Here is a 26,627-nt window from a genome sequence, read left to right as displayed (position 1 = left end):
AGATGTCAGCCTGACACGATAGGGGAGTGGCTCACGCCGCGGCTCCAGGCTCCCTCCCTGGTAGGCGGTGTGGTGGGCGGGAGGGGACAGGGCACATGAGGTGGGAAGAGATGGGCGAGACGCCCCGGGAGGACAGGCGCGGAGGCAGGGACGGCGGTGGTGTGAAGGCGTCCCCCGGTCGCTCCTCCCTGGTGGCCGTGCTGGCGGAGAAGCCCTCCGTGGCGCGCGACATCGCGCGGGTGCTGGGGGCGAACGAGCGCGGTGAGGGCTGGCTGCGCGGCAACGGCTACGTGGTGACGTGGGCCATTGGGCACCTGGTGGGGCTGGCGCAGCCCCATGAGATTCGCGCGGACTGGAAGAAGTGGAGCCGCGCGCTGCTGCCCATGCTCCCGGCGGACTGGCCGCTGGTCGTCTCCAAGGAGACGCGCAGCCAGTTCGAGGTGGTGAAGCAGGTGCTCAACGCGCCGGAGGTGTCCTCGGTGGTGTGCGCCACGGACGCGGGGCGCGAGGGCGAGCTCATCTTCCGGTACATCTACGACGCGGCGAAGTGCCGCAAGCCGGTCCAGCGGCTGTGGGTGTCGTCGCTGACGGAGCGGGCCATCCAGGACGGCTTCCGCCGGCTCGCGGACGGCCGTGAATACGAAGCGCTGGCCGCCGCGGCCATGGGGCGCAGCCGGGCGGACTGGCTGGTGGGGATGAACCTGTCGCGCCTGTACACGCTGGCGCACGGGGGGCATGGAGAGATGCTGAGCGTGGGCCGGGTGCAGACGCCCACGCTGGCCATGGTGGTGGAGCGCGAGCTGGCCATCCGCGACTTCGTGCCGCGTGACTACCTGGAGGTCGTGGCCACCTTCGCGCCCAAAGCCAAGGGTGTGCCGCCGGACGCGCGGTACCAGGGCACGTGGTTCCGCTCGGGGCCGGAGGGCAAGCCCCTGGCGCCCCCGGGCTTCGAGGGCGTGCGCGAGGCGCGGCGGCTGGACGCGAACGGGGTGGAGGCGCAGGCCGTCATCGACCGCGTGCGCTCCGGCCGGGCCGTCATCGAATCGCTGGAGTCGGAGGAGAAGAAGATGGCGCCTCCGCTCCTCTACGATTTGACGGAGCTGCAGCGGCACGCCAACCGGCTCCATGGCTTCAGCGCGCAGCGCACCCTGGAGGTGGCGCAGGCGCTCTACGAGAAGCACAAGCTGTTGAGCTATCCGCGCACCGCCAGCCGGCACCTGTCGCGCACGGTGGCGGACACGCTGCCGGAGGTGGTGAACGCCATCCGCGCGCCCTACGAGGAGGACCTGGCCGTCGGCACGGGGGCCCGGGCGCTGGGCAAGCGCTACGTGGATGACGCGAAGGTGACGGACCACCACGCCATCATCCCCACGCCCACGTCGCCGGGCGGGGTGCGGCTGTCTCCGGACGAGCAGCGCGTCTATGACCTGGTGTGCCGGCGCCTGCTCCAGGCGTGGCACGAGGACCATGTCTGGCGTGTCACCACGGTCATCACCGCGGTGACGTCGCCAGGGGCGCCGCCGGTGGTGGACCGCTTCCAGAGCACGGGCACCCAGGTGGAGCGGGTGGGCTGGAAGGTGCTGGACATTGGCGGCGGGCAGAAGGCGCCGCGGCTGAAGTCGGAGGGGCGCAAGGGCGAAGACGCGGAGCGGGAGCCGGACGACGAGCCCCAGACGCTGCCGCCGGGGTTGGCGCGCGCGCAGCCGCAGTCGGTGGAGGACGTGGAGGCGGTGAAGAAGCGCACGCGTCCGCCCCCGCGCTTCACGGATGCGACGCTGCTGACGGCCATGGAGTCGGCGGGGCGGGCGCTGGATGAGAAGGAGCTCGCGGACGCGATGCGCGAGACGGGCCTGGGGACTCCCGCCACCCGCGCGGCCATCATCGAGGTGCTGCTGGACCGCGAGTACCTGCGCCGCCGGGGCAAGGTGATGGAGGCCACGGAGAAGGGCATCCATCTCATCCAGGTGGTGCACCCGGATGTGAAGACGCCGGCCATGACGGGCCAGTGGGAGGCGTGGCTCCAGCGCATCGAGCGCGGTGAGGGTCAGCTCGATGCATTCATTCGCGGCATCGAGGCGTATGTCATCGAGGTGGTGGGCCATGGCGCCACCGCGCCGCAACGGCCTCTGCGCGACGAGGTCGTGGGGGCGCCACCTGGAGCGGGTTGGGGGCAGGGCGGCGCGGCGCAGGTGGCGGGAGCGGGAAGTTCGTTTGCTTCACACGGCGCTGGCGCGGGAGCGCGTGGCCCTGGCGGGCAGGCTGCGTTCGCGGGGGCCCCTGCCGAGCGCCTTGCGGATGCTTCGTCGGGGCGTGGACGGCAGGTGGCGTTCGCGGATTCGTCTGCCGAGCGCCTTGCGGATGCTGTGCCGGGACAGGGCCGCCAGGGAGCGTTCGCGGAGGCTCCGGAGCCGCTCTTCGGGACGCGGCGGAGCAGGACTTCGGGCTCCGTGGGTCGCTCGGAGCCGCGTGACGAGCCTCCGTCCTCCGCCATGTCACCGGGCGGTGGACCGGCCTCACGTCTTCCGCGAGCGGACGGCGCGGGCTGGAACGCTGGGGCCTGGGGGGACGCTGGCGCCGCCCGTGCTCCCGTGAACCGTGCGCGGACCACGGCGTCCGCTGCGTCCTCCGGGCAGCGGCCGGAGCGCATGCGGCGCGCGCCGACGGCGCCCGAGGCGCTGCGTCCGCTGCTGAAGGAGGCGTTCGGCTTCTCGGAGTTCCGGCCGTACCAGGAGGCGGTGTGCCGCGCGGCCACCGCGGGAGAGGACCTGCTGCTCGTGATGCCCACGGGCGCGGGCAAGTCCCTCTGCTACCAGTTACCGGGCCTGGCGCGCGCGGGCACCACGCTGGTGGTGAGTCCGCTCATCGCGCTGATGGAGGACCAGGTGGCGCGGCTCCAGTCGCTCGGCTTCGCGGCGGACCGCATCCACTCCGGCAGAGACAGGGCCATGTCGCGGCAGGTGTGCGCGGACTACCTGGAGGACCGGCTCGACTTCCTGTTCATCGCGCCCGAGCGGCTCGGCGTCCCGGGCTTCGTGGAGTTCCTGGCGCGCCGCACGCCCGCGCTCATCGCGGTGGACGAGGCCCACTGCATCTCCCAGTGGGGACACGACTTCCGCCCGGACTACCGGCTCCTGGGCGCCCGCCTGCCCCTGCTGCGTCCCGCGCCCGTCGTGGCCCTCACCGCCACCGCCACGCCGGACGTGCAGCGCGACATCGTCCAGCAGCTCGGCCTGCACGGCCCCGGGGGCAAGGCGCGCACCTTCATTCACGGCTTCCGTCGCACCAACATCGCCATCGAGGTGCGTGAGCTGAATCCCAGCGCGCGCGGCGACGCCATCCAGGCCTTGCTCCAGGATGAGGAGAACCGGCCCGCGATTGTCTACGCGGCCACGCGCAAGCACGCCGAGCAGTTCGCTGACCTGCTCGCGGGCGAGTTCACCGCCGCCGCGTACCATGCGGGCCTCCAGCCCTCGGAGAGAGACCGGGTGCAGGCCGAGTTCCTCCGGGGCTCGCTGGAGGTCATCGTGGCCACCACGGCGTTTGGCATGGGCATCGACAAGCCAGACGTGCGCACCGTCATCCACGCGGCGCTCCCCGCCAGCCTGGAGGGCTACTACCAGGAGCTGGGCCGCGCGGGCCGTGATGGAAAGCCGTCGCGCGCGGTGCTGCTGCACTCGTACATCGACCGGCGCACGCACGAGTTCTTCCACCGGCGGGACTACCCGGAGGCGTACGTGCTGGAGCGGCTGTTCCAGTCCACGGCGCCGCAGCTCGAGCCCAAGGCCGTGCTCCAGGGCCGCGTGCGAGGCGACCCCGAGGTCTTCGACAAGGCGCTGGAGCAGCTCTGGATTCACGGCGGCGTCGTCATGACGCCCGACGAGACGGTGATGCGCGGGCGGCCGAACTGGTCCGCGGCGTACTCCGCGCAGCGTGAGCGCAAGCTGCTGCACCTGGAGCAGATGGGGCGCTACGCGGAGGCCCATGGCTGCCGCATGAAGCAGCTCGTGGGGCACTTCGGTGACACCCAGGATTCGGGCGAGCCGTGTGGCCTGTGCGACGTCTGCGCGCCGGAGGCCTGCGCCACGCTGCGCTTCGCCGAGCCGACCTCCGCGGAGCGGCACGGGCTGGAGCGCATCCTGGAGTCGCTCCAGGAGCGGGACGGACAGGCCACCGGACGGCTCCACCGTGAGCTGTTCGGAGAGGCCCTGCCTCGGCGCGACTTCGAGCGATTGGTGGGCGGACTGGTGCGCGCCGGGCTGACGCGCCTGGCGGTGGACTCGTTCGACAAGGACGGGCAGGTCATCTCGTTCCAGCGTCTGGCCCTGACGGACGCGGGCCGGCGCACGCGCGCGGTGGACCCCCAGCAGGTGCTCCTGCCAATACCCTTGGAGAAGGCCGCCAAGCGCAAGCGGGGCAAGGGCGCGGAGGCGGGCGCCGCGAAGCGGTCCTCGGGCAAGAAGCGCACGGTCCGCGCCAATGGCGGGGCCACGACGCGGCGCACGGCCGAGCCTTCTGCGAAGATGGTGGAGGCCTTGAAGGCCTGGCGGCTCGCGGAGGCTCGCAAGCGGCGCGTGCCCGCCTTCCGCATCCTCACCGACCGGGTGCTGGAGGCCATTGCGTCGGCCTGTCCGGAGAATGGCTCGGAGCTGATGGCCATCCACGGGGTGGGGCCCTCCCTCACGGAGCGCTACGGCGCGCAGATTCTTTCCCTGGTGGCGCGCAGGAGCTGAGCCCGGAAGCCCGCGCATGAGGCGGCGTCCTTCCCACGAAGGGAAGGGCGCTTCTTCCCGCGCGCCACGCCGATGCCATGGCAAGGCCGCGGGGCGGGGCGCAAGGGACCGCGTCCACACGCCCGCAGGAACGGGCAGCGTGCGTCCAGGCAACGAATCTTCTTCACCGCGCTGGCGGGCAGTGCAGGCGGCGTCCGCCCATCGCCACGTTGGTCCGACCAAACCGGCGGACTTGCGAGCGGACGCAGGATGAAGAGGGGGCACGCGATGGACCTGGGCTTCGAGACGATTGGAAACGCCACGCTCATCTGCCACGACCACGGTCCGGTGCTGGTGACCGACCCGTGGACGGACGGCAGCGCGTACTTCGGGAGCTGGACGCTGTCGCATGAGATTCCGGCGGCGCAGCGCGCGGCCATCCAGGCCTGCCCCTACGTGTGGCTGTCCCATGGCCACCCGGACCACTTGAGCATGGAGTCGCTGGACGTGCTGCGCGCGCGCACGCTGCTGGTGCCCAACCACTTCGGCAACCGCATGCGCGATGACCTGCGCGAACAGGGCTTCAATGTGCATGTGCTGGTGGACCGGGTGTGGACGCAGCTGTCACCGCGCATCCGCGTCATGTGCCTGCCGGACGTGAATCAGGACGCCGTCCTGCTGGTGGACATGGACGGGCGGCTGCTGGTCAACCTCAACGACGCGGGGGACCGCGGGGCCGGCCGCTTCGTGCGCAAGGTGGTCAGCGGGTATCAGGAGTCGTACCTCCTGGCGCTGTCCGGGTATGGCGACGCGGACATGATGAACTTCTTCACCGAGGACGGGCAGCGCATCGCGCCCCACGCCGCGGCGAAGACGCCCGTGGGGCGGACCATTGCCCGGCAGGCGGAGTTCTACGGGGCGCGCTACTTCATCCCCTTCAGCTCCATGCACAAGTACCAGCGGGCCGACAGCCGCTGGGCCTCCGAGTACACCACCCGGCTGGAGGACTACGGCCGGGGCTTCGAGTCGCGCACCTGCTCGTTGCTGCCCGCGTTCATCCGCCACGACTTCATCCGCGGTCAGACAGAGCGCATCCAGCCTCCGGAGCGCGTCTTGCGCCCGGTGGACCCCAAGGCCTTCGGGGACGACTGGAGCGAGCCGCTGGACGCGGACGAGGTGAAGACGCTCACCACCTACTTCCTTGGCGTGGAGCACCTGGGGCGCACGCTCGACTTCCTGCGCTTCCGCGTGGGCGGCCGGGAGCACGTCGTCACGTTCCAGAAGCGCCGCTTCCACCGGGGCATCACCTTCGAGGTGCCGCGCGGCTCGCTGATGACGGCCGTGCGCTATCAGGTCTTCGACGACCTGCTCATCGGCAACTTCATGAAGACGACGCTGCACGGCGACTTCGGCGCGGGGCGGCTCTACCCGGACTTCAGTCCCTACGTGGCCAAGTACGCGGACAACGGGCAGGCGCGCACGCGCAACGAGCTGCGGACCTACTTCGCGGACTACCGCAGGCGCGACCCGCTGGGCTTCCTGCGCGCCCAGGTGGAGACGCATTGCGTGCGGCCCCTGCAGACGCAGTCCGCGGAGCTGCTGCGCGCCTTGTTGCCCCAGGACTCACGGGGCTTCCGCGCCGCCAAGGAGACCTTCTGGCGCGTCCGCCGCGCCCTGCTCTAAAGGTACGGCGACAGCAGCCGCGCCAGCCCATCCCGCAGGCGGATGGGCAGGGCGCGCGCGTCCACCTGCTCCAACGTGAGGGGCCGCGCGTCGCGCAGCCGCGCGGCCACCACGCCCTCCAGCTGCGTGGCCAGGGCGGCGTCGTAGCACTCCACGTTGAACTCGAAGTTGAGCCGCAGCGAGCGCGGGTCCCAGTTGGCCGAGCCGATGAGCGACCACACGCCGTCCACCACCAGCAGCTTCGTGTGGTCGAAGGGCGGGGCGGTGAGGAAGATGCGGCAGCCCGGCCGCAGCACCTGCCACAGCTGCGCCCAGGTGGCCCACTGCACCAGCGGGAGGTTGCCCTTCTGGGGGAGGAGGATGTCCACCTGGACGCCGCGCAGCGCCGCCACGCTCAGCGCGGTGATGAGGACCGTGTCCGGCAGGAAGTAGGGCGTGACGATGCGCACCGACGTCCGCGCGGTGGCCAGGGCCCCCAGCAGCACCGTGCGCAGCGTCTCCAGGTCCTCGTCCGGGCCGTCCGCGATGCCCCGCGCGAGCACGGTGCCCGCTTCGGTGAGCGGCGGGAACCAGGCCTCGCCCGTCAGCCGCTCGCGCGTGGTGAAGGCCCAGTCCTCCGCGAAGGTCTCCTGGAGCTGGCCCACCAGGGGGCCTTCGACGCGGAAGTGCAGGTCCACCGCGGCGTGCTCGCCGGGCCAGAAGGCCTCGCGGATGTTCATGCCGCCCGTGAAGCCCACGCGCCCGTCCACCACCAGCAGCTTGCGGTGGTTGCGCAGGTTGGCGAAGGGCAGCCGGTAGGGCATCAGCGATGGCAGGAAGCGCGCGGCGCGGACGCCCGCGCGCCGCAGCCGGCCCAGGATGGGCGGCCACGTGTAGCGCGAGCCCACCGCGTCCACCAACACCCGCACCTCCACGCCCCGCTTCACCGCCGCCCCCAGCGCCTCCACGAAGCGCCGGCCCGCCACGTCATTGTCGAAGATGTAGCTGCACAGCGACAGCGTCGTACGCGCCGCGTCAATCGCCTCCAGCATGGCCGGGTAGGCGTCCCGGCGGGACTCCAGCACGGTGACGCGGTTGCCCGGCAGCAGCGGCCGGCCCACCACCGCGTCCCCCAGCCGCACCAGGGGAGCCAGGGGGGCGGCCTCGGGGTGGTGGACGCTCACCGTCTCCGCCTTCATGGGCGCCACCTGGGGCGACAGCGGGAAGCGGCCAGGCGCCTGTTTCAGCATCAACGAACGCGCCCGCCGCCGGATGCGGTTGATGCCCAGCAGCAGGTACAGCACCCCGCCCAGCACCGGCACCAGCCACGCCAGCCCCACCCACCCCGCCGCGGCCCGCACGTCCCGCTTGTGCAGCACCGCGTGGGCGCTGGCCACCGTGCTGATGAGCACCGTCAGCGCCGCCACCACGTGGGGCCAGGCCACCTCCAACCACGCGGGGATGTCGAACAGGTGCATGGCGAACGGCGGGGTCCTCCCGCTTCCGCCTATCACGCCCGCCTGGTACGCGCAGTCCTCCGCGCCCCAGGGCGTCGGGAATCAACGCCCCCGCGGCCGTTGCCCCCCTGTGTGTCGGCGCTGAAGGAATCCCACCCCACTGCGGTGAAGGGGTTGACGCAGGATGTCTGGGAATGCATTTTGCCAATGTCTGGCATTTTGCAATGGGGGCTTCTCCTCGGGCGCAGCGGACCTGACCCACGGGGCAGGTGACCGATAACCAGACAGCGCTGTCTGGTTTGTGTGCGGCTCCCTCGAAAGAGGCGATTCCTCCGTGAGGACGCCACGTTGCCGGGCGCGGCGTCAGGAGTGTTTACGTTGTTTGACTTCAAACTTGGAAGGTCGTCGTTCCATGTAATGCCGTGAAGTCTTGCTTTGTCCTCTGGGCGTCAGCTTGGCGCGGCGGTTGCTCATGGGCGGAGCGCTCCAGGCCGCGGCTGGCGGAATCGCCGGGCGGCCGGTGCGTCCCCCGAAGTAGGCGTCAGAGGAAACCCCAAGATGCTCAAGTTCCGCTCCGTTGCGCTGGTGGCTGGTGTGGCCCTTCTCGGTTCCGCGTGTGGTGGCCCGGAGGCCTCCGAATCCGAGCAGCCGAAGATGACGTGGGAGGAGTTCCGGGCCTCGGTGTACGAGGACCCCGAGGGCAAGCTGATTTTCGACGGCGACATGGCGCTGGACAGCGAGGAGGAGCTGCGGGCCTTCTTCGACAACAGCGTCGCGGCGGAGACGGGCACCAGCCGGGGCGGCCTGGCCGTCTACAACACCAGCTCCAGCAAGTCCCCCACCGGTGACGTGAAGTGGAGCGCCACCCAGGCGCGGAACCTCACGTACTGCGTCAGCAGCACCTTCTCTGGCAACAAGTCGAAGGTGGTGACGGCGATGAACAGCGCCACGGCGGCCTGGGAGGCCACCGCGAACGTCAACTTCACCCACGTGACGGCGCAGGACACGGCCTGCACCGCTTCGAACAACAACGTGCTCTTCGACGTGCGTCCGGTGAACTCGGGCGGCCAGTACCTGGCGCGCGCCTTCTTCCCGAACTCGGGGCGCTCGGGCCGCAACGTGCTGGTGGACAACTCCGCCTTCGGCAACATCTCCCCCTGGACGCTGACGGGCATCATGCGCCACGAGCTGGGCCACGTGCTGGGCTTCCGCCACGAGCACACCCGCTCGACGGGCAGCGGCTGCTACGAGGACAACGCGTGGCGCGCGCTGACGACGACGTATGACCGCGCGTCCGTCATGCACTACCCGCAGTGCGCGGGCACCCAGACGGGTGACCTGGTGCTCACCACCCTGGACAAGCAGGGCGCTCGCGCGCTGTACCCGTAGTCCCACGATGCAGGACCGTCCCCCTGGCCGCGCCGTGAGGCCCGGTCAGGAGGGGCGCGCTGGCTGGAGGGCACCCCTTGCTCGGGCGGGTGCCTTCCGGCCTCATCGCGTTCGCGCGGGGCCCGCCGTCAGGACGGCGCGCCGACGCCCTGCTCCTCGGCCGCGTGGGCCGACTCGAAGTAGATGAGCGTCTTCACGTGGTCCGCGTCCTCGATGTCGAGGCACTCCAGTTCGCCGCTCTCGCTCTCGTCCGCGTAGATGTGGTCGGGCTTGAGGATGCGGTGGGTGACCTCTCCGCCCGGCCGGCCGACGATGATTTCCACGGACCCCTTGTCGCTCCCCTTCGGCTCGAGGGCGATCTCCACCAGCGGCAGCCTGCCGGCGAGCGGCTGGTCACCGAAGTCGGCGCTCTCCGTCTCGATGCGCACCCAGTGGTCGCGCTCCAGGTTGCTCAGCAAGGCCAGGTAGTCCCCCCAGCCTTCCTTGGGTATCTCCCGAGTGTGGTGCATGTGTCTGCCCTCCAGATTCCGTTGCCCAGCAAAACCGTAAGGCTTGTGCGTGCGGGGTGTGGAACGGGCCTGCTCCCCTGGCACGTCACCACACGCCGCGGCCGGGCGCCGGGTCCGCTGACCGGAGGCAGCGTGGCTATGCGAGCCGGGCCTGGACCTCGCCGGCCTCCAGCGTCAGCCGGAGCGTGCCGTCGTTGCCCTGGTGGCCAAAGTGCTCGTAGGCGGCCCGCTCCAGCAAGGGAGCGAGCGTGGTGCGCAGCCCTCGCGCGCCTGTCTCCCGCTTGAGCGCGCGGGCGACGACGAACTCCCGCACGTCGGGTGCCACCTGCAGGCGCAGCCCTTCTTGTTCGAACTCCCGCTCGTAGGCACGCAGCACGTTGTGCTGGAGGATGTCGCCCAGGGTGGCCGCGTCCAGGGGCGAGAAGGAGACCAGCCGGTTGAAGCGGCCGATGAGCTCCGGGATGAAGCCGTAGCGCGCGAAGGCGGTGGTCTGTTCCAGCTGCTCCTCCGTCACCCGCGTGGCGATGCTCTCCGCTCGCGCCGGGAGGGGTTCGCGGCCGAAGCCCAGGTGCTCGCTCCGCGCCAGCCCCTCCGCGGTGGCGCCCAGGCCGCTGAAGGCGCCGCAGGCGATGAAGGTGACGCAGGCCAGCTCCATGGTGTCGGGCCGCTGGCGGCTGGTGAAGCCGAAGTCGGGCGGGAAGTCCGCGCTGGGGGCGGACAGCATGTGCAGCAGGCCGCGCTGCACGCCGAAGCCGCTGACGTCCTTCGTGGTCTGCTGGCCAGCGAAGCGGCTGTCGGAGCGGCTGGTGGCGAGCTTGTCGAACTCGTCCATGCACACCACGCCGCAGCCGGCCCAGGCCGCGTCCCGGTCCGCGGCCTCGTACAGGCGCGACAGCAGCGTGCTCACGTCGTCACCCACGTAGCCCGTTTCGGAGAACTGCGTGGCGTCCGCCAGCACGGTGGGCACGGCGAGGATTTCGCGGAACAGCAGCTCCACGAGGAACGTCTTCCCCGAGCCGGTGGGCCCCAGGAAGAGGCAGTTCTCCCGCATGCCCGGCTCGGGGGCGAGCCCCTCCAGGTGCAGGTGGCGGATGCGGCGCAGGTGCCGGTATGCCAGCACGCACGCCGCGCGGCGCGCCTCATGCTGCCCCCGGTAGCCCAGGTCCGACAGCCGCTCGTCGATTTCGCGGGGAGAGAGGAGTTCGATGGCGGCGACGCGCGCGCGCACGTCCTCGTCGGGCGATTCGGGCAGCGGCTCCAGACCAGGGCGGGTGATGCTCATTCCAGGGGACTCCAAGCAGGGGCGGGTGGCGCCGGAGGGCGCATCATCCTGGCGGTGGGCGGGGCCGACAAGGCGGGCCGCGCGCCCGCGCACGGCCGGCTTCGCGCCCGGGGTGTCGTCGCGAACACCGTCGGCCGGTCCCCATTCCTTCCGGGCACCATGCCTGCCCGTGAACATCCGCCGCCAGGCGGTCGCGTCCGGCCGCACGGAGTGCTCCTCAAGGACAGGGGTGACGCATTAAAGGACTCGCCCATGGGTCCAGCGGATGAGTCTTTGGCAGCGCGGTCGAAGGCCCCTCTCTTGGGGGCGTGGGTGGAGGCGGACGGGCAGGTGCGGTGGCGGGTCTGGGCGCCTGGCCACCAGCGCGTGGAGGTGGTGCTGCACGACGCGCAAGGCAACCCCGGCCGCGTCCTGCCGATGACGCCGGAGCCCGGCGACTGCTTCGGCGCGGTGCTGGAGGGACAGGGCGCCGGGCTTCGCTACAAGCTGCGCGTGGACGGCGAGGGCCCCTTCCCGGACCCGTGGTCGCGCTCGCAGCCCCAGGGCGTGCATGGACCGTCCGAGGTGGTGGCGGCCGACTTCGCCTGGACGGACGCGGGCTGGAAGGGCGTGGCGCCCCAGGCGCTGGTCCTCTACGAAGTGCACGTGGGCACGGCCACGCCCGAAGGCACCTTCGAGGCGCTCATCCCGCGGCTGGCCGGCCTCAAGGAGCTGGGCATCACCGCGCTGGAGCTGATGCCGGTGGCGTCCTTCCCGGGGCGGCGCAACTGGGGCTACGACGGCGTGAACCTGTTCGCGCCCCTGCGGGACTACGGCGGCCCGGAGGGGCTGCGCCGGCTGGTGGACGCCGCGCACGCGCACGGGCTCGCGGTGCTGATGGACGCCGTCTACAACCACTTCGGACCGGATGGGAACTACCTGCGGGTGTACTCACCGCACTACTTCACCGGCCGCCACCACACGCCGTGGGGCGACGCGGTGAACTACGACGGTGAAGGCAGCGCCCACGCGCGGACCCAGGTGCTGGCCAACGTGGAGATGTGGATTGCCGACTACCACCTGGACGGCCTGCGCCTGGACGCCGCGCACGCCATCATCGACGAAGGCACGCCGCACCTGCTCACCGAAATCGCCGCGCGCGCGCGGGCCTGCGCCCCGGGCCGGCAGGTGCATGTCATCGCCGAGGACGAGCGCAACGAGCGGCGCCTGCTGCGCCCCGCGTCGGAGGGCGGCCTGGGGCTGGACGGCGTGTGGGCGGATGACTTCCACCACCAGCTGCGCCGCGCCTTCGCGGGCGACAGCGAGGGCTACTACCAGGACTACACGGGCAGCACGGAGGACCTGGCGCGCACGCTGAACCAGGGCTGGTTCTACGAAGGGCAGGTGTCGAAGAACCTGGGCCACGCGCGGGGCACGAAGGCGGAGGGGCTTGCGCCCTGGCGCTTCGTCCACTGCATCCAGAACCATGACCAGGTGGGCAACCGTGCCTTCGGCGAGCGGCTGGGGCACGACGTGAGCCCCGCGGCCTTCCGCGCCATGAGCGGCCTGCTGCTGCTGTCTCCCTACACGCCCCTGCTCTTCATGGGGCAGGAGTGGAACGCCAGCACGCCCTTTCTCTACTTCACCGAGCACAACGCGGAGCTGGGCAAGCTCGTCACGGAAGGGCGGCGCAAGGAGTTCGCCGGCTTCGCGCGCTTCGCGGGCGCGGAGGTGCCGGACCCGCAGGCGGAGGACACCTTCACCCGCTCCCGCTTGGACTGGGCGGAGGCGGAGAAGCCAGGGCATGCGGGCGTGCGAGCGCTCTACCGGGAGCTGCTCCGGCTGCGCGCATCGGAGCCCGCCCTGCGCGAGACGGGCCGGGGCTCCTATGCGGCCCGCGCCCTGGGGCCGGACGCCCTGGTGCTCGAGCGGCGTGGGGGCGGCCAGCGCCTGCAGGTGGTGCTCAGCCTGCGCGGCGCGCTGGAGCATCTGGTGCCCGCCGGCTCGGAGCTGGTGCTGTGGACCGAAGATGCTTGCTTCGGCGGCTCCGAAAAATTGCAGCCACTGAAGACAGACACCGTGCGGCTGAAGGGTTCGGCTCTGGCTGTGATAAGACTTCCCGCAAAAGACTGAGAAACGTGCGGTGTTTCATCGCGCGTTTCACTGCAGGGCGAGCGGGCATGGCTGAAAACATGCTCAAGAAATGCCGTGGGAATTCCATATCGACTCAAAGGGTATTGGGGCCCGCAGTCCGTCGTTGAGTCGGTAACACCTCTGGCCGCTCCTGGAAGAAGCCTCCGCGCGTAGGTGCGGGTGCTTGCTTCCGGGCGGCCAGGGAATGGAAGTCCACGCGCCGCGGGGGGAACGCGGCGCTCCGGAGGGGCTCTTGGCCGCTCCGAGGTGCCGCGCGAGCTCGCGGCCTCACATGAGGTAGTCACTTGAATCGACAGCACTCGACTTCGTCCCGGGGGGGATGGAAGCGCTTCCGCACGTCTGTCACCGCGTTCTCGCTGGCCGTCGGCGCGTTCGCGACGCCCGCGCTGGCCGCTGGAGGCTTCGTCACCGCCACCGCCAGCTCCTACGACGGACCCACCCCACCCGCCATGGCGGTTGATGGCAACAGCGCCACGCGCTGGTCGGCCTTGGGCGCGGGCCAGTGGATTCGCGCCGACATGGGCTCGGTGAAGCCGCTGAACGGCCTGGATATCGCCTGGTTCCGTGGCAACGAGCGCATCAACCTCTTCGACATCTCCACGTCGACGGATGGGACCACGTTCACCCGCGTCTTCGTGGGCATCTCCTCCGGGAAGTCGATTGGCTTCGAGCGCGTCACCTTCCCCACGGTGAACGCCCGCTACGTGCGCGTCACCTTCTACGGCAGCACCCAGACGACCTGGGGCAGCATCACGGACATGGTGGCCCTCTCCGGCGCCACCGTCCCGGAGCCCGAGCCCGAGCCGGAGCCCGAGCCGGAGCCGGAGCCCGAGCCGGAGCCCGAGCCCACGCCCACCCAGGACAAGTTCGGCGTGACGATGCTCTACCCGACCAAGTCGGGCGGCGAGCAGTGGTTCCTGGCGGACAACGCGACGTCCGACAAGCGCTTCGACCCGCAGAACACCATCAGCCGCAACTCGGACGGCTCCTGGAAGATGAAGAACAGCAAGGTGCGCATGTCCGTCTTCACCTCCACGGGCTACAGCGCGTCCAAGATTCCGACCTATGACCGCGACGTGCTGGCCAGCCGCGGCTACATGCAGGCGGCGAACGACTGGCGGAACGTGGAGATGACGGGCTTCATCAAGGTCAACTCCGTGTCCGACAACTCGGACAACTTCGCCTGGTACGCGCGCGGCGGGAAGCACAACGACAACCACTCTGGCTGCGAGGGCAGCGCCTACAAGGGCTCGCTGCATTATGACGGCCGGGTGCGCTGGCAGAAGGAGACGTGGCACGTCTCGTACGACCAGGCGTCGTACAAGTCCGGCACGTCCGCGCTCCGCGGGCGCTGGGTGGGCTTCAAGTCGGTGATGCGCAACACCAAGGTCAACGGCAAGGACGCCGTGCGCCTGGAGATGTACCTCAACGAGAACGCCGACAAGGTCACCTGGAAGAAGGTCTACGACATGGTGGACTCGGGCGGCTGGGGTGGCGACGCCAGCCACTGCGGCGGCGCGGTGAACGCCATGCCCATCAGCTGGGGCGGCCCCATCGCGGTGTTCCGCTGGGACAGCGCCACCGACGTGGACTTCAAGTGGCTGTCCGTGCGCGAAATCCCCGCGGAGCAGTGAGCGGCTGACGGCGGCTGACGCCTGCCCCGGCGCTCCCAGGAGCGCCGGGGCGGGGCGTTTTCAGCTCCTGTGGTGGATTCCCCCTGTCGACAGGGGCCCCTCTCCCGTGTTCTGGATTCGGTCCGACATGGCCATGAACGTCCAGACCGCCACCGACACGTCCGACCGCATCTGGGAGCAGGAAATCCTCCCCGCGCTCGAGCGCTACATCCGCATCCCCAACAAGTCGCCCGCCTTCGACCCGGACTGGGTCCGCGCTGGCCACATGGAGGCCGCCGTCCAGCTCGTCGCGGACTGGTGCCGCGCGCAGGCCCAGCACCTGCCCGGCCTGGTGCTGGAGGTGGTGCGCCTCAAGGACGAGAAGGGCCGCGAGCGCACGCCGGTCATCTACATGGAGGTGCCCGGGACGAAGGGCGACGACACCGTCCTCTTGTACGGCCACCTGGACAAGCAGCCGGAGATGACGGGCTGGCGCGAGGGCCTGACGCCGTGGACGCCGGTGCGCGAGGGCGACAAGCTCTACGGGCGCGGCGGCGCGGATGACGGCTACTCCGCCTTCGCGTCGCTCACGGCCATCCGCTTGCTGCGCGAGCAGGGCCTGCCGCACGCGCGCTGCGTGGTGCTGATTGAGGCGTGCGAGGAGAGCGGCAGCTACGACCTGCCGGCCTACATCGAGGCGCTGGCGCCGCGCATCGGCAAGCCGTCGCTGGTGGTGTGTCTGGACTCCGGCTGCGCCAACTACGAGCAGCTGTGGATGACCACGTCGCTGCGCGGCATGGTGGCCGGCGACCTGCGGGTGGACGTGCTCACGGAGGGCGTGCACTCCGGGGACGCGAGCGGCGTCGTCCCGTCGTCCTTCCGCGTGCTGCGGCAGGTGCTGTCGCGCGTGGAGGAGGAGGACACGGGCAAGGTGCGGGTGGAGGCCCTGCACACCCAGATTCCGGAGGCGCGGCGCGAGCAGGCCCGCGCGGCGGCCAAGGTGCTAGGCGAGGAGGTCTTCACCAAGTTCCCCTGGGTGCCCGGCACCCGCCCCATGTCGGACGACGGCGCGGAGCTGGTGCTCAACCGGACGTGGCGTCCGGCGCTGTCCGTGACGGGCGTGGACGGCATGCCGGCGCTCAGCAGCGCGGGCAACGTGCTGCGGCCCTTCACCACGGTGAAGCTGTCCATGCGCATTCCGCCGCGCGTGGACCCCAAGGCGGCCATGGAGGCGCTGACGCAGGCGTTGGTGAAGGACCCGCCGTACGGCGCGAAGGTGACGTTCGAGGGTGAGAAGTCCAGCACCGGCTGGGACGCGCCGCCGCTGGCCTCCTGGCTGTCGAGCGCGGTGGAGTCCGCGTCCGCCACCTACTTCGGCCGGCCGGCCATGGCCATGGGCGAGGGCGGCACCATCCCCTTCATGGGCATGCTGGGCGAGCGCTTCCCGGAGGCGCAGTTCCTCATCACCGGCCTGCTGGGCCCGGGCAGCAACGCCCACGGCCCCAACGAGTTCCTCCACATCCCCACGGGCAAGAAGCTCACCTGCTGCGTGGCCAGCGTCATCGCCGACCACTTCAAGCGGTAGGCGGCTCGCGCCGGGCCCGCTTCCCACGCTGGGGAGCGGGCGGCGCGTCCAGCGCCTCGTCGGTGAGGCGCACGGCGCGGCGGTTCCAGGAGAACGTCAGGCGCTTGCCCGTCTCCGGCCAGTCGAAGGACACCGCGCCCGTGCGGCCGTCCTTCTCCAATGACAGACGCACGCCCCACTGGGGCGCCTCCTGGACGCGGTGGCGCACGTCCTGGGCCACGGCGTCCACCGCGTCCCGCAGGGCCACGCCCAGGTTCATCAGGCCGAGCTGCTCTCCGCTCAGGATGTGGGGGGCGGGAGGCGGCGTGGACTCCAGGAACTGCTGCTCGCCCACGGGCCGGAAGGCCGTGGACGTGGGCGGCGCGTCCATCATCAGCAGGGGGCCGCCGTCCGCCTTGCGGAAGAAGTACGGCACGTCATAGCGGGCCAGCTGCTCGCGCTCCTCCGGGCTGAAGCGGTCCAGGTGGACGCCCACCGGACTGTGCTCGTAGTTCCCATGGAACAGCGTGGTGATGCCGCCCGACAGGGGCAGCCCCACGCGCCGCCAGAGCTCGGAGAAGAAGGCCCGCTCCCGGGACCAGAGCCCGAAGCCAGGGGCGTGCAGCAGGGAGATGATGAGCGCGTAGCGGCGTGTCCCCAGCGCGTCCGCGAGCCGCGTGTCGTAGCCGTCCAGCGAGCCGTCGGTGTCGCGGGGAAGCCACGGCCCGAGCTGGACGGGCTGCCCCTGGTTGACGGTGAACTGGACGTCCGTGCGCGCCTCGAGCGCCGTGGGCGGCTCCATGGCGCCGCGTGAGGCCCCGAGCGCCGCGTCGAACACGTCCGCCTCCATGAAGGGACTGACGCCTGGTAGCGCACCGGCCGCTGGTTCCAGTAGCGCGTGACGAAGGTGTCCCAGTCGAACCGTCGCTGGATGTCGATGCGGGCCATGCGTCAGGCCTCCTTCGAGGGCACGCGCTCGATGCCGCGCAGCGCATGAAGGGTCTCCAGCAGGGTCCGCACCTGCTCGCGCTGGGCCGCGCCTCGCCCCAGGCCGCACAGGGCGCCCACCCGCACGGGGACGCCCGGCGCCAGCCGTGGCACGCGCGTGCGTCCCCGCGTCCCGGGATATGCGCGCCCTGGGCCTCCAGGAGCTTCACCGCCAGCGCCTTCACGGCCTCCAGGGGCTCACCGCCGCGCACCGGAATCCACAGCCGCAGCGCCAGCGCGCCCTCGTCGCTCGCCTCCTCCTGTCAGACGTGGGACGGCGCATACAGCACGTCCCCGGCCTGGGCCTCCACCGTCCGGGCCTTGCGGGCGTCCTTCGTCCACTGGCGCGCGCGCAGCCGCCCGTGGAGCACCGCGGTGAAGCGGGCATGGTGCTCCCGGCGCGCGGCGCCCTGCGGCGGCTCGCCGAAGCGGCCCAGCCACAGGTCGCTGACAATGGGCAGCGCGGGGACACCGACCTGGGCCAGCACGCCGTCGACGAAGGCGCGCACGCGCTCCCACTGCGCGTAGTCCAGCATGAGCGGCTGCTCCACGAAGCACGGGAAGCCGCGCGCCGCACCGAGCTTTCGGCTGACGCGCTGGAGCTATGCGGTGGTGTCCGCGTCCTTCTCCCCGGGCAGGAGCGTGCCGGGCGCGCGCAGGCGGGCGGTGTCCGCGAAGAAGCGCACGTCGGGCAGGGCGCGGAAGCGCGTGCCGAGGCGGAAGGGCGCGCTGACAGAGACGAGCCCCTGGAAGGCCTGCTCGGGGGAGATCAGCGGAGCGCCCAGCCGCAGCCGCGTAGGGGTTCGCTCCCAGTGTCTGCTCGCGAAGCGGGCCCAGTCGGGGGCATGTCGCATGGGCATCGATTCCACCATCGGCGTCTGACGGCAGGTCCTTCGCCGTGCGGTTGTTCTGCTAGGACGCAGCGCTGCCCACCACCGGAAAGGTCAGGTCCGACGATGAAGCTCTATTTCAACCCCCGAAGCCGCGCCGTCATTGCCAAGTGGATGCTGGATGAGTGCGGCGCGCAGTATGAAATCGTCCCCGTCGACTTCGAGAAGAAGGAAAACAAGTCGCCTGAGTTCTTGAAGATCAACCCCGCTGGGAAATTGCCAGCCTTGGTGGATGGCGACACGCGGCTGTTCGAGGGCGCGGCCATCTGCCTCTACCTGGCGGAGAAGTTCCCGGACGCGCGGCTCGCGCCCCAGCCGGGTGACCCGGACCGGGGGCGCTACCTGTCGTTGATGGTGTACTCCACGTCGCAGCTGGAGCCCGCCATGGGCGACCACCTGATGAAGTTGCCCACGGGGCCCTCGCGGGGCTGGACGGACTTCGAGACGGTGCTGAACGTCATCGAGGGCGAGCTGGGCCAGGGCCCCTACCTGTTCGGTGAGCGCTTCACCGCGGCGGACGTGATGATTGGCTCGATGTTCATCTGGATGCGCATCTTCGGGAGCCGGACGGGGCGTCCCGCGCTGGAGGCCTACGTCGAACGGCTGCTGGCCCGCCCCAAGGGCATGAAGCTGGGCTGAGCGGCGCCTTCGCGCGAGGCCGAAGGCCCGGACCTTCCGCTGTGGGACGTGTCCGGGCCTCCTGGCGGCCCATGGGGCCGGTGCGTCAGTCCAGAACGCCGATGGTCTTCGCGCGCGTGACGGAGCTGCCCACGCTGACGTAGCCCTGGTACCAGGACGTGTCCTTCGTCCCCAGCTTGTCCTGCTGGAGGTGGGCGTGGGGCCCGGTGGAGTTGCCGGTGCCGCCGATGTTGCCCACCTGGCAGCGGTCACACGTGCGGTTGCGGGAGTCCGCCGTCTTGATGAAGTGCCACTGGCGGAACGTCCAGCCGCTCTTCCAGACGTGGCGCGCCTCGTTCTGGTTGCCGCTGCCGCTGCCGTAGCAGACGACGCCGCTGGTGCGGATGGTCACCGCCCAGTAGACGGAGCCGACCACGCCCGTCTCCGCGCCCCAGTAGTTGCACCGGCCACCGCTGCCGATGTCCACCGCGCCGTGGAAGGTGCCGCTGCTGTAGCGGGTCAGGGCCGTCACGGAGCCCGTGTGGGTGCCCTTGACGGTGTGCGCCGTCACGGACGCGGGGATGAGCGCCACCGCGGCCAACGCCGCCAGTGAGGACTTCCAGGTGCTGCTATGCATGAGGTGTTCCTTTCAGTGGACTGCCTGTCACGGAGCCTGCTGCAACCGCTGCTTCTCCCTCAGGAGCAGGCTCCACTCCTGAAGGCCCATGCCGAGTACCTGAATCCACGCGTCGGCCTCCCGCGCCAGGCGCGGGTCCATGTCCCGCAGGCGCTGGAGGTCGGCGATCGCGCCGTCGAAGCCGAGCTGGGCCACGCTCTGGAGCAGCGCCTTGCGCACGCCTTCGTCCGGCTCCTCGCGATACATGGCGAGCAGCGACTCGCGGGCTTCCTGCATCTGCTCCGCCGGGACGCCCCCCAGCGCGTTGACGGCGGCCTTGCGCACGCTCGCGTCGTCGCTGCGCAGCAGGGAGGTGATTCGCTCCGCGGACTCCGCGCTGATTTTCTCCGTGGAGAGGTTGTCCAGGATGCGCGCCGTCACCTCGGGGTCCGAGGAGGCCACCGCGGCCGTCACCGCCGTGTCGGCCGCCGGGCCGTACTGGCCGGCGTACACGTGCGCGTTGTCCTCGATGAGGTTGGTCGCCGCCTCCTGGCGCACCTGGGGGGACTCGTCCCGCACCATGCGCTCGTACAAGTCGCCCGTGCGCTCCAGCGCGCCGGTGCGCCGCATGGCCCGCAGCGTGGCGGCGCGGATGGACGGGTCCGCGTCCTGCAACGCGCGCTGGGCCACCACGTCCATGGCCTGGGGGTCCGCTTCTCGCTCCGCGCGGGCCACCAGCGCCGCCGCCAGGTGCTCGGCCATGACGGGGTCCGTCTCCCGCGCGAAGGCGTCGCGCAGCTCCGCGTCCGGCAGCGTGACGGCGGCCTCGCGCAGCAGGGTGCGCAGGTAGCGCTGGTAGGACGGCGAGCCGGCCCCCAGCCCGCGTCGGAGGTCATCCATCAACCCGCGCACGGAGCAGGTGCTGGCTCGGAGCGCGGGCTGCGCGTCGGCGGAGGCCGCGTGCGCGCCGGTGGCCAGCAGGGGGAAGAGGGGAAGCGTGAGCAGCAGGCAGAGGCGTTTCATGGGAGCTCCCGTGCTCAGTCGTGACCGACGAGGCAGCCGAAGGGGTCCTGGTCGGGCAGGCTGTTCCAGAGCCGGACGAAGTCGTGGAGCCCGCTCGCGTAGAGCTGCTCGAAAATCTGGTAGAGCGGCTGGAAGCGCGGGTCGGTCATCGCCATGTTGGCCATGACAGGCAGGGCCTCGCGGCCGGAGGCGCGCGCGGCGAAGCGGAAGAGGGCCCACCGCACGCACGTCTCCTGCTCCCGGGCGAAGGCCTGGGCGAACAGCTCCAGCACCTCCTGGGGGTCCCCGGAGATGGAGAGGTTGTGCGCGGCGGCCTCGCGCCCGTCCGGGCTGCCCTCCTGCGTGAGCACCTTCGCGTACTGCGCGCGGGTCTGCTCATCCAGCACGGGCGTGGCGTGCATGGGCGTGGACAGCGCCAGGTAGCGAATCTGCTCATCGGGGGACTCAGTGCCGATGGTGAGCAGCGCGTCCATGTACGGCGCGGCGTTGCCCTTCGCCTCGAAGTCGCGCTTCATGACGCGGGCGATGGTGCGCGTGGCGGCCCAGCCCGCCTCGCCGGAGACGGGGTCCTTCGCGAAGGACGTCAGCGTGTCCAGCGCCGCCGGCTCGAAGCGCTTCTGCGTGTCCAGCGCGGCCAGCAGGCCCGCGCGCCGTCCGCCGTCGAGCGTGGCGTCCATGCCCTGCGCCAGGAGCTGGGTGGCCACCTGGGCGTGGTGTACCGCCTCCGAGCCGCGCAGCGCCGTCAGGAGGACGTTGAACTCGTCAGGCCCCGCGGTGCGCGCCCAGGACAGCACCTCGCTCGCGCGGCCCGGGTCCTGGCCAATCAGCTCCGTGAGGCGCTCCGTCAGGTAGTCCGCGACCAGCGAATCCCCCGACGCGAGCAGCGGCGCGGCCCACGCGCGGAAGTTCTCCAGCGTCACCGCCGCGTCGAAGCGCTCCAGCTCGCGCCAGCACACGGCCTCATCGAAGCGAGGGGGCGGCGGCTCTTCGTCCTGTGTCCCACCCGCGCCCGCGCGCCCGCCGTGGCCACGCCCACCGGCTGCGCCCTTCCGGGACGCCGCGGCGGCGCCGGCTTCGGCGTCGGAGGACTCGCCATCGCCGCCGCGCGACGACAGCAGCGCCACGCCTCCCACGAGCAAGGCCGCGCCCGCGAGCCACGCCAGCGCCTTGGGCACGCGACGGCCCGGAGCGCCCGGGGCGGGAGCGGCGGAACGGTGGATGGATTCTGGGGTCATGGCGCCTGGGCCTGTGAGGGGGTCCACTCCCCCTGAGGGCCCGGCGCGCGCGCCGTCTCAGAAAATCATTTCGCGCGGATTTTCCCGCGCGAGGCTCAGCGGCCCGTCTTGATGCCCAGGCCGCCGCCCTGGCCGGAGTGGGTGGACCGCTTCGTCCCGGCGGCCGGAGTGGCCGTGACGGGCTTGCCGCCTCCGGAGCGCCGCAGCTCCAGCCGCAGCTCCTCGTCCGTGGCGGACACCTGCCGCGTCACGGGCTCGTAGCCGTTGAGGGCCAGCGTCACCGACACCGGGGCGGCTCCGGCCTCCAGCGCCAGGCGCAGCGGCGTCTCTCCACGCGCCTCTCCGTTGACGCTCACCTGGGCCCCGGGGGGCTCGGTGATGACGGGCAGCTCCACGTGGCGCGCCGCCGCAATGTCGATGCGCGTCGGCGGCGCGTCGGGCGCGATTTCCGGCTGGTGTGGCACGGCCACCTCCACCGGCGGCCGGACCGGCGTGGCGTCCGCGGGCGAGCGGAAGAAGACGATGCCCACGCCCGCGATGAGCAGGCCCAGCCCCGCGGTGGCCACCGGCAGCCAGGGGATGCGCCGGGGCGGCTCGGGGGGAGGACGGGCCAGGGGGGCGGTGTCTCGCGTCTTTTCTTGCGGCGGCGGCGGCGCGACCGCGGCGGCGTGCCGCGAGCGCGTTCCGGGGCCGCCATGGGGCGAGCCGCGCATGGCCTTCGACGCGGAGGAGCGCCCGGCGGGCCCCAGCACGCCCGGCACGCCGCTGAGCGACGAGTTGGAGCGCGAGTCCAGGTCCGCGTCCTCCGCGAGCTGGTCCAGCTTCGCCGGGTCCGTCTCATGGGCGATGCGGTCCGCGTAGAGCTCCCGCAGGAAGGCGGACAGGTGCGCGCTGCTGGAGGGCAGCCGCAGGTTGAGCGTGTAGTCCTCCAGCGCCAGCCGGAAGGCGCCGCAGTCCGGGTAGCGCTGGTCCGGCGAGGGCGCCAGCGCCTTGAGCACCACCTCGTCCAGGCCCGGCGGCAGGCGCGGGTTGAGCTGCGACGGCCGCGGCACCTGGCAGTCCTTCACCAGCCGCAGCGTCATCATGTCCGACTCGCCCTTGAAGAGGCGCTTGCCGGTGAGCAGCTCCCACATGACGACGCCCAGCGCGAACAAGTCGCTGCGCGCGTCAATGGAGAGCCCGCTGGCCTGCTCCGGGGACATGTACGGGTACTTGCCCTTGAGGACGCCGGTGGCCGTGTTCTGGCTGCTGGTGGCCGCCTTCGCCACGCCGAAGTCGATGACCTTCACCCCGCCGTCGAAGCCGACCAGGATGTTCTGCGGCGACACGTCGCGGTGCACCAGCCGCAGCGGCTTGCCCTGGGCGTCGCGCGCCTGGTGCGCGTAGTCCAGCCCGGCGGCCGCGTCCGCGATGATGCGGAGGATGAGCCCCACCGGCAGCGGCTTGCCCTGCGCGCGGGACGTCTTGTCCAGGCGGCGCACGTCGTCGCCCTGCACGTACTCCATCGCCAGGCAGTGGCGCCCCTCAATCTCTGTCAGGTCGAGGATGGTGATGAGGTTCGGGTGCGTCAGGCGCGCGACGAGCCCCGCCTCATCCAGGAACATGGCGAGGAACTCATCGTCCTCCGCGAGGTGGGGAAGGATGAGCTTGAGGACGACAAGTCGCTCGAACCCCGTCCCATGTTCGCGGGCCAGGAACACCTGCCCCATTCCCCCAGAGGCAATCTTGCGCAGCAGCTCGTACTTACCGAATGGCACAGCCATGTGTGCTCGACAGGATATCGCCCTTTCTTACCCCGTGGGAATTGCTCAGTCGCGAATTACCCCACAAGGTTGGAGGCAAGCAGGCAGGCAGGCGTGGGGCGCCTGCCCGGCTCCCAGGGGACTCAGGCCTTCATCTTGTAGCCAGAGCGCAGCACGGCGTAGGTGAGCGCGGTGGCCACCACGGCGACGGCGAAGAGGATGCTCCCTCCGCCCAGGGGCGAATAGATGCTGCGGCCGAGCATCCCGTAGCGCAGCCCCTCCACCATGTAGACCATGGGGTTGAAGAGGCTGACGGTGTCCCAGGGCGCGGGCAGCTCGCGCACGGAGTAGAAGACGCCGCCCAGGAAGGTGAGGGGCAGCATGACGAAGGTGGGGAAGAAGTTGATCTGCTCGAACTTCTCCGCCCACACCGCCGCGAGCAGGCCCAGCACGCTGAAGACGTAGGATGACAGGACGAGGAAGTACACGGCCACGCCCGCGTGCTCCAGGCTGAAGCCGGTGAAGAAGGTGGCCACGGCCCAGGTGAGCAGGCCCACCACGAGCCCGCGCACCATGGCGCCGCCGATGAAGCCCGCCATCAGCTCACCGGGGCCCAGCGGGGCCACCAGCAGGTCCACCACGGTGCCCTGAATCTTGGTGATGAACAGCGACGAGGAGCTGTTGAGGAAGGCGTTGTTGGCGATGCCGAGGAACACGAGCCCCGGCACGATGAAGTGCAGGTACGGCAGGCCCTCCACCGTCTGGACGCGGCTCGACATGGAGACGCCGAAGACGATGAAATACAGCGTGGTGCTGATGAGGGGCGACAGGACGGTTTGCCCCGGCACTCGCATGAAGCGCCGGACCTCCTTCGCCAGAAGGGTCTTCATCCCAAGGACGTTCATGATGAGGGCTCAGGCGGCCTGCTGGGGGCGGCCACGGAGGATTTCGATGAGCACGTCCTCCATGCGAGAGCGGCGCGTCTCCACGTCGGAGATGAGCTGCCCTTCGGCGTAGAGGGCGCGGAGCAGCTCGCCGGACGGGGCGCAGCCGTCGCGCTCCACGTAGGTGAGGGTGCGGCCGTCCTCGCTGAGGCGGGCGGCGAAGCGCTTGCCGGCCTCGGACAGGCCCGGCTGCGGCTGCTCGAAGGTGATGATGACGCGGCGCTCGCCGAAGCGGCGCAGCAGGGTGGCCTTGTCCTCCACCATGAGGAGGCGGCCCTCGTTGATGATGCCCACGCGGTCGGCCAGCTCCTCGGCCTCTTCCAGGTAGTGCGTGGTGAGGACGATGGTGGTGCCCTCCGAGGCGAGCTTGCGCACGTAGGTCCACAAGTCGCGGCGCAGCTCCACGTCCACGCCGGCGGTGGGCTCGTCGAGGAAGACGAGGCGGGGCTTGTGCACCAGCGCCTTGGCGATGAGCAGCCGGCGCTTCATGCCGCCGGACAGCGCGCGCGTGTACGCGTCCTTCTTCGCGTGCAGGTTGAGGGCGGTGAGCACCTCGTCGATGCGCGCCTCGTCCGCGGGGCGGCCGTAGAAGCCCAGCTGGATGCGCAGGGACTCGGCCACGGTGAAGAAGGGGTCGAAGTTGATCTCCTGCGGCACCAGCCCGATGTCGTAGCGCGGGCCCACCGGGTCCTGGTCCAGGTCCTTGCCGAAGACGCGGATGCTGCCGGAGGACTTCTTCACCAGGCCGCAGACGCTGCCAATCATCGTCGTCTTGCCCGCGCCGTTGGGGCCCAGCAAGGCGAAGATTTCCCCGGGACGGATGGCGAGGTCCACGGTGTGAAGTGCCGTGAACTCTCCGTAACGCTTGGAGAGTCCCTGGAGTTCGAGAGCGGGGGCGGACATGGCGCGCATCCTGTAACACCTTCGATGCCGCTTCGCTTGCCTTGTGTGCCCCGGTGGTGTGCGCCTCAGGGGTTGGGGTCGCAGATGAAGCTCAGCGTGGATGTCGCCGTGGCACCCAGGCTGTCGGTGACCTGTAGTTGAACCGTGGGGAACGTGTTCACGGTGCAGATGCCCCGACCCTGCCCGGTTGTGGCCTGGGTGAAGCTGGCCATGGTGAGAGTAAGGCTCGACCACAGGAATGAGTAGGGGGGCGTGCCGCCGCTGCCGCTGCCACCACAGATGAACCGGAGCATGGCGGTGTTGCCGCAGAAGGAGATGCTCGCGCTCAGTGGCGTTGTCAGCGCTCGCGCTGTCTCCGCGGTGACGGAGGCCGAGTCCGGCTGCTCGGTGAAGTCCTCCCCGGGGCCTCCGCACGCTGCCAGGGCAAGAGGGGGCCCGCATGCAAGGCAGTCACGCGCCGCGTCGTCCTCTAGAGGTCACTCCTGCATGGCGACTTCCTGGAGGGTGCCTCCTCCGACGCGGTAGACGGCGAACGCATCTGTGCCCTGGTCGAGGCTGGCGAGGCACCGCACGCGTGACTGCTGACCGTTGGGATGCTGGACGGTGTTGGCGTAGCGCCGGTGCAGGTGGCCACAGAGGACCAGTTGGGGCCGGAGCGCGTCCACCAGCAGCCGTGCGTACTCGTTGCCGACGAGTTCGGGGTTCGCGCTTCGGCGCAGACCCTCGAAGTGAGCGGCCTCCTCGGGCGGGATGATGCCGGCGGGCCAGTCATGCAGCAGGAGCACGTCCGCGTGTCCGAGCGCGAGGACTCGCTCGACGTCCTGCTCGTTGAAGAAGGTGAAGTCCTTGTTGGAGACGTCGCCCATCGACGCCAACGGTGGGCGGGGCCTGGTGAAGGTGTCCTCGCGGTGGATGCCGGACAGGCCCGCCACGCGCAGGCCGTTCAGTTCCACCGCGCCGGTTCGCCCGAGGTAGTGGCAATGCGGCGCCAGTGCGGCACCCTCGGGGTGCAGGTCGAGGTGGCCGTAGGGCTCGTGGTTCCCTCCGATGAAGTAGAGGGGCCAGGGGAAGCGCCGCCGCCGCTGGTGATAGTCCGCGAAGTCGCCCAGGTGCCGGTATTTCATCGGCGCTGCCATGGTGTCCAGGTCGGCGTCATGACGGTGGGGCTCGAAGTCGCCTACCTGGAGCACGAAGTCGAGCGGCCGGCGACTGCGTTCCTCCCAGGCGGTGAGGTGACTCACCATCCGGTTCAGGTGTCCGTGGACGTCGCCCACCACGGCGAAGAAGAACGTCAGGGGGGAGGACATGGCGGTTTCCGTTCCGGTTCAGGCGTGAGTCGCGGGCGCGGACG

General features: G+C 70.8%; 22 protein-coding genes. 7 read left to right on the top strand and 15 right to left on the bottom strand.

The window, feature by feature from the left end:
* Window positions 1-95 precede the first annotated feature (95 nt).
* Both HV826_RS28740 and HV826_RS28735 read left to right on the top strand, forming a co-directional pair.
* A complete protein-coding gene (locus HV826_RS28740) occupies window positions 96-4,730 on the top strand; it encodes a DNA topoisomerase 3 (protein ID WP_255217469.1) in 4,635 nt (1,544 codons plus the stop codon).
* Window positions 4,731-4,979: 249 nt separating this feature from the next.
* A complete protein-coding gene (locus HV826_RS28735; RefSeq protein WP_255217468.1) occupies window positions 4,980-6,392 on the top strand; it encodes an MBL fold metallo-hydrolase in 1,413 nt (470 codons plus the stop codon).
* On the opposite strand, the gene HV826_RS28730 is transcribed toward HV826_RS28735, so the two are convergent.
* Window positions 6,389-7,849 carry a phosphatidylserine/phosphatidylglycerophosphate/cardiolipin synthase family protein gene (locus HV826_RS28730; protein ID WP_176420158.1) on the bottom strand — a complete coding sequence of 487 codons (1,461 nt, stop codon included), beginning with the start codon at window positions 7,847-7,849 and terminating at the stop codon, window positions 6,389-6,391. The genes HV826_RS28735 and HV826_RS28730 overlap by 4 nt on opposite strands.
* A 537-nt stretch (window positions 7,850-8,386) precedes the next feature.
* Between HV826_RS28730 and HV826_RS28725 the strand changes: the two genes are divergently transcribed.
* The gene (locus HV826_RS28725) at window positions 8,387-9,217 is read left to right on the top strand and encodes a M57 family metalloprotease (protein ID WP_176420157.1); all 831 of its coding nucleotides are present in this window, start codon (window positions 8,387-8,389) and stop codon (window positions 9,215-9,217) included.
* 128 nt (window positions 9,218-9,345) lie between these two features.
* On the opposite strand, the gene HV826_RS28720 is transcribed toward HV826_RS28725, so the two are convergent.
* Window positions 9,346-9,726: a DUF5335 family protein gene (locus tag HV826_RS28720; protein ID WP_176420156.1), complete on the bottom strand. Its 381-nt coding sequence runs from the start codon at window positions 9,724-9,726 to the stop codon at window positions 9,346-9,348.
* A gap of 136 nt (window positions 9,727-9,862) precedes the next feature.
* Window positions 9,863-11,008, bottom strand: coding sequence for an AAA family ATPase (locus tag HV826_RS28715; protein ID WP_176420155.1), 1,146 nt, complete (start codon window positions 11,006-11,008; stop codon window positions 9,863-9,865).
* A 252-nt stretch (window positions 11,009-11,260) separates the two neighbouring features.
* Between HV826_RS28715 and treZ the strand changes: the two genes are divergently transcribed.
* The 3 genes from treZ to HV826_RS28700 all read left to right on the top strand — a co-directional run bounded on the left by treZ (window position 11,261) and on the right by HV826_RS28700 (window position 16,339).
* Window positions 11,261-13,120, top strand: coding sequence for a malto-oligosyltrehalose trehalohydrolase (treZ, locus tag HV826_RS28710; protein ID WP_176420154.1), 1,860 nt, complete (start codon window positions 11,261-11,263; stop codon window positions 13,118-13,120).
* Between the two features lie 305 nt (window positions 13,121-13,425).
* Window positions 13,426-14,775, top strand: a complete 1,350-nt coding sequence (locus HV826_RS28705; RefSeq protein ID WP_176420153.1) for a discoidin domain-containing protein — start codon at window positions 13,426-13,428, stop codon at window positions 14,773-14,775.
* 127 nt (window positions 14,776-14,902) lie between these two features.
* Window positions 14,903-16,339: a M20 family metallopeptidase gene (locus tag HV826_RS28700; protein ID WP_176420152.1), complete on the top strand. Its 1,437-nt coding sequence runs from the start codon at window positions 14,903-14,905 to the stop codon at window positions 16,337-16,339.
* On the opposite strand, the gene HV826_RS37540 is transcribed toward HV826_RS28700, so the two are convergent.
* The 4 genes from HV826_RS37540 to HV826_RS37525 all read right to left on the bottom strand — a co-directional run bounded on the left by HV826_RS37540 (window position 16,329) and on the right by HV826_RS37525 (window position 18,159).
* Window positions 16,329-17,168, bottom strand: a complete 840-nt coding sequence (locus tag HV826_RS37540) for a hypothetical protein (RefSeq protein ID WP_255217467.1) — start codon at window positions 17,166-17,168, stop codon at window positions 16,329-16,331. The two genes, HV826_RS28700 and HV826_RS37540, sit on opposite strands and share 11 nt — an antisense overlap.
* A gap of 101 nt (window positions 17,169-17,269) precedes the next feature.
* Entirely contained in the window at window positions 17,270-17,419 is a 150-nt protein-coding gene (locus HV826_RS37535; RefSeq protein WP_255208490.1) for a hypothetical protein, read from the bottom strand.
* Window positions 17,420-17,568: 149 nt separating this feature from the next.
* Window positions 17,569-17,841, bottom strand: a complete 273-nt coding sequence (locus HV826_RS37530) for a hypothetical protein (RefSeq protein WP_255217466.1) — start codon at window positions 17,839-17,841, stop codon at window positions 17,569-17,571.
* Between the two features lie 66 nt (window positions 17,842-17,907).
* Window positions 17,908-18,159: a hypothetical protein gene (locus HV826_RS37525; RefSeq protein ID WP_255217465.1), complete on the bottom strand. Its 252-nt coding sequence runs from the start codon at window positions 18,157-18,159 to the stop codon at window positions 17,908-17,910.
* A 102-nt stretch (window positions 18,160-18,261) separates the two neighbouring features.
* On the opposite strand from HV826_RS37525, the gene HV826_RS28680 reads away from it, so the two are divergent.
* A complete protein-coding gene (locus HV826_RS28680; protein ID WP_176420151.1) occupies window positions 18,262-18,834 on the top strand; it encodes a glutathione S-transferase family protein in 573 nt (190 codons plus the stop codon).
* Between the two features lie 85 nt (window positions 18,835-18,919).
* Here HV826_RS28680 and HV826_RS28675 read toward each other — a convergent pair whose 3' ends face one another.
* The 8 genes from HV826_RS28675 to HV826_RS28640 all read right to left on the bottom strand — a co-directional run bounded on the left by HV826_RS28675 (window position 18,920) and on the right by HV826_RS28640 (window position 26,583).
* Window positions 18,920-19,450 (bottom strand): hypothetical protein, encoded by a 531-nt coding sequence (locus tag HV826_RS28675; protein ID WP_176420150.1) that lies wholly within the window; start codon window positions 19,448-19,450, stop codon window positions 18,920-18,922.
* Between the two features lie 27 nt (window positions 19,451-19,477).
* Window positions 19,478-20,452, bottom strand: a complete 975-nt coding sequence (locus tag HV826_RS28670; protein ID WP_176420149.1) for a HEAT repeat domain-containing protein — start codon at window positions 20,450-20,452, stop codon at window positions 19,478-19,480.
* A 14-nt stretch (window positions 20,453-20,466) separates the two neighbouring features.
* The gene (locus tag HV826_RS28665) at window positions 20,467-21,687 is read right to left on the bottom strand and encodes a hypothetical protein (RefSeq protein ID WP_217917906.1); all 1,221 of its coding nucleotides are present in this window, start codon (window positions 21,685-21,687) and stop codon (window positions 20,467-20,469) included.
* A 95-nt stretch (window positions 21,688-21,782) separates the two neighbouring features.
* Complete coding sequence (locus HV826_RS28660; protein WP_176420147.1) at window positions 21,783-23,450, bottom strand: serine/threonine-protein kinase; 1,668 nt, start codon at window positions 23,448-23,450, stop codon at window positions 21,783-21,785.
* Window positions 23,451-23,572: 122 nt separating this feature from the next.
* Complete coding sequence (locus HV826_RS28655) at window positions 23,573-24,319, bottom strand: ABC transporter permease (protein WP_255208406.1); 747 nt, start codon at window positions 24,317-24,319, stop codon at window positions 23,573-23,575.
* A gap of 24 nt (window positions 24,320-24,343) precedes the next feature.
* The gene (locus HV826_RS28650; protein ID WP_176420146.1) at window positions 24,344-25,276 is read right to left on the bottom strand and encodes an ABC transporter ATP-binding protein; all 933 of its coding nucleotides are present in this window, start codon (window positions 25,274-25,276) and stop codon (window positions 24,344-24,346) included.
* Between the two features lie 65 nt (window positions 25,277-25,341).
* Window positions 25,342-25,569, bottom strand: coding sequence for a hypothetical protein (locus HV826_RS28645; RefSeq protein WP_176420145.1), 228 nt, complete (start codon window positions 25,567-25,569; stop codon window positions 25,342-25,344).
* 183 nt (window positions 25,570-25,752) lie between these two features.
* Window positions 25,753-26,583, bottom strand: coding sequence for a metallophosphoesterase (locus HV826_RS28640; protein WP_176420144.1), 831 nt, complete (start codon window positions 26,581-26,583; stop codon window positions 25,753-25,755).
* Between the last annotated feature and the right edge of the window lie 44 nt (window positions 26,584-26,627).

This window comes from Myxococcus sp. AM010 (genome assembly GCF_013372585.1).
Classification (GTDB): Bacteria; Myxococcota; Myxococcia; order Myxococcales; family Myxococcaceae; genus Myxococcus; species Myxococcus vastator.
This window is presented reverse-complemented; position numbering and strand designations above follow the sequence as displayed.

Coding starts and splice junctions, on each gene's coding strand:
- HV826_RS28725 (WP_176420157.1), top strand. CDS start 8,387: ATGCTCAAGTTCCGCTCCGTTGCGCTGGTGGCTGGTGTGGCCCTTCTC.
- HV826_RS28735 (WP_255217468.1), top strand. CDS start 4,980: ATGAAGAGGGGGCACGCGATGGACCTGGGCTTCGAGACGATTGGAAAC.
- HV826_RS37540 (WP_255217467.1), bottom strand. CDS start 17,168: ATGGAGGCGGACGTGTTCGACGCGGCGCTCGGGGCCTCACGCGGCGCC.
- HV826_RS28645 (WP_176420145.1), bottom strand. CDS start 25,569: ATGCTCCGGTTCATCTGTGGTGGCAGCGGCAGCGGCGGCACGCCCCCC.
- HV826_RS37525 (WP_255217465.1), bottom strand. CDS start 18,159: ATGCGACATGCCCCCGACTGGGCCCGCTTCGCGAGCAGACACTGGGAG.
- HV826_RS28655 (WP_255208406.1), bottom strand. CDS start 24,319: ATGAAGACCCTTCTGGCGAAGGAGGTCCGGCGCTTCATGCGAGTGCCG.
- HV826_RS28680 (WP_176420151.1), top strand. CDS start 18,262: ATGAAGCTCTATTTCAACCCCCGAAGCCGCGCCGTCATTGCCAAGTGG.
- HV826_RS28650 (WP_176420146.1), bottom strand. CDS start 25,276: ATGTCCGCCCCCGCTCTCGAACTCCAGGGACTCTCCAAGCGTTACGGA.
- HV826_RS28700 (WP_176420152.1), top strand. CDS start 14,903: ATGGCCATGAACGTCCAGACCGCCACCGACACGTCCGACCGCATCTGG.
- HV826_RS28675 (WP_176420150.1), bottom strand. CDS start 19,450: ATGCATAGCAGCACCTGGAAGTCCTCACTGGCGGCGTTGGCCGCGGTG.
- HV826_RS28665 (WP_217917906.1), bottom strand. CDS start 21,687: ATGACCCCAGAATCCATCCACCGTTCCGCCGCTCCCGCCCCGGGCGCT.
- HV826_RS37530 (WP_255217466.1), bottom strand. CDS start 17,841: ATGCTGGACTACGCGCAGTGGGAGCGCGTGCGCGCCTTCGTCGACGGC.
- treZ (WP_176420154.1), top strand. CDS start 11,261: ATGGGTCCAGCGGATGAGTCTTTGGCAGCGCGGTCGAAGGCCCCTCTC.
- HV826_RS28715 (WP_176420155.1), bottom strand. CDS start 11,008: ATGAGCATCACCCGCCCTGGTCTGGAGCCGCTGCCCGAATCGCCCGAC.
- HV826_RS28640 (WP_176420144.1), bottom strand. CDS start 26,583: ATGTCCTCCCCCCTGACGTTCTTCTTCGCCGTGGTGGGCGACGTCCAC.
- HV826_RS28670 (WP_176420149.1), bottom strand. CDS start 20,452: ATGAAACGCCTCTGCCTGCTGCTCACGCTTCCCCTCTTCCCCCTGCTG.
- HV826_RS28720 (WP_176420156.1), bottom strand. CDS start 9,726: ATGCACCACACTCGGGAGATACCCAAGGAAGGCTGGGGGGACTACCTG.
- HV826_RS28740 (WP_255217469.1), top strand. CDS start 96: ATGAGGTGGGAAGAGATGGGCGAGACGCCCCGGGAGGACAGGCGCGGA.
- HV826_RS28660 (WP_176420147.1), bottom strand. CDS start 23,450: ATGGCTGTGCCATTCGGTAAGTACGAGCTGCTGCGCAAGATTGCCTCT.
- HV826_RS28730 (WP_176420158.1), bottom strand. CDS start 7,849: ATGCACCTGTTCGACATCCCCGCGTGGTTGGAGGTGGCCTGGCCCCAC.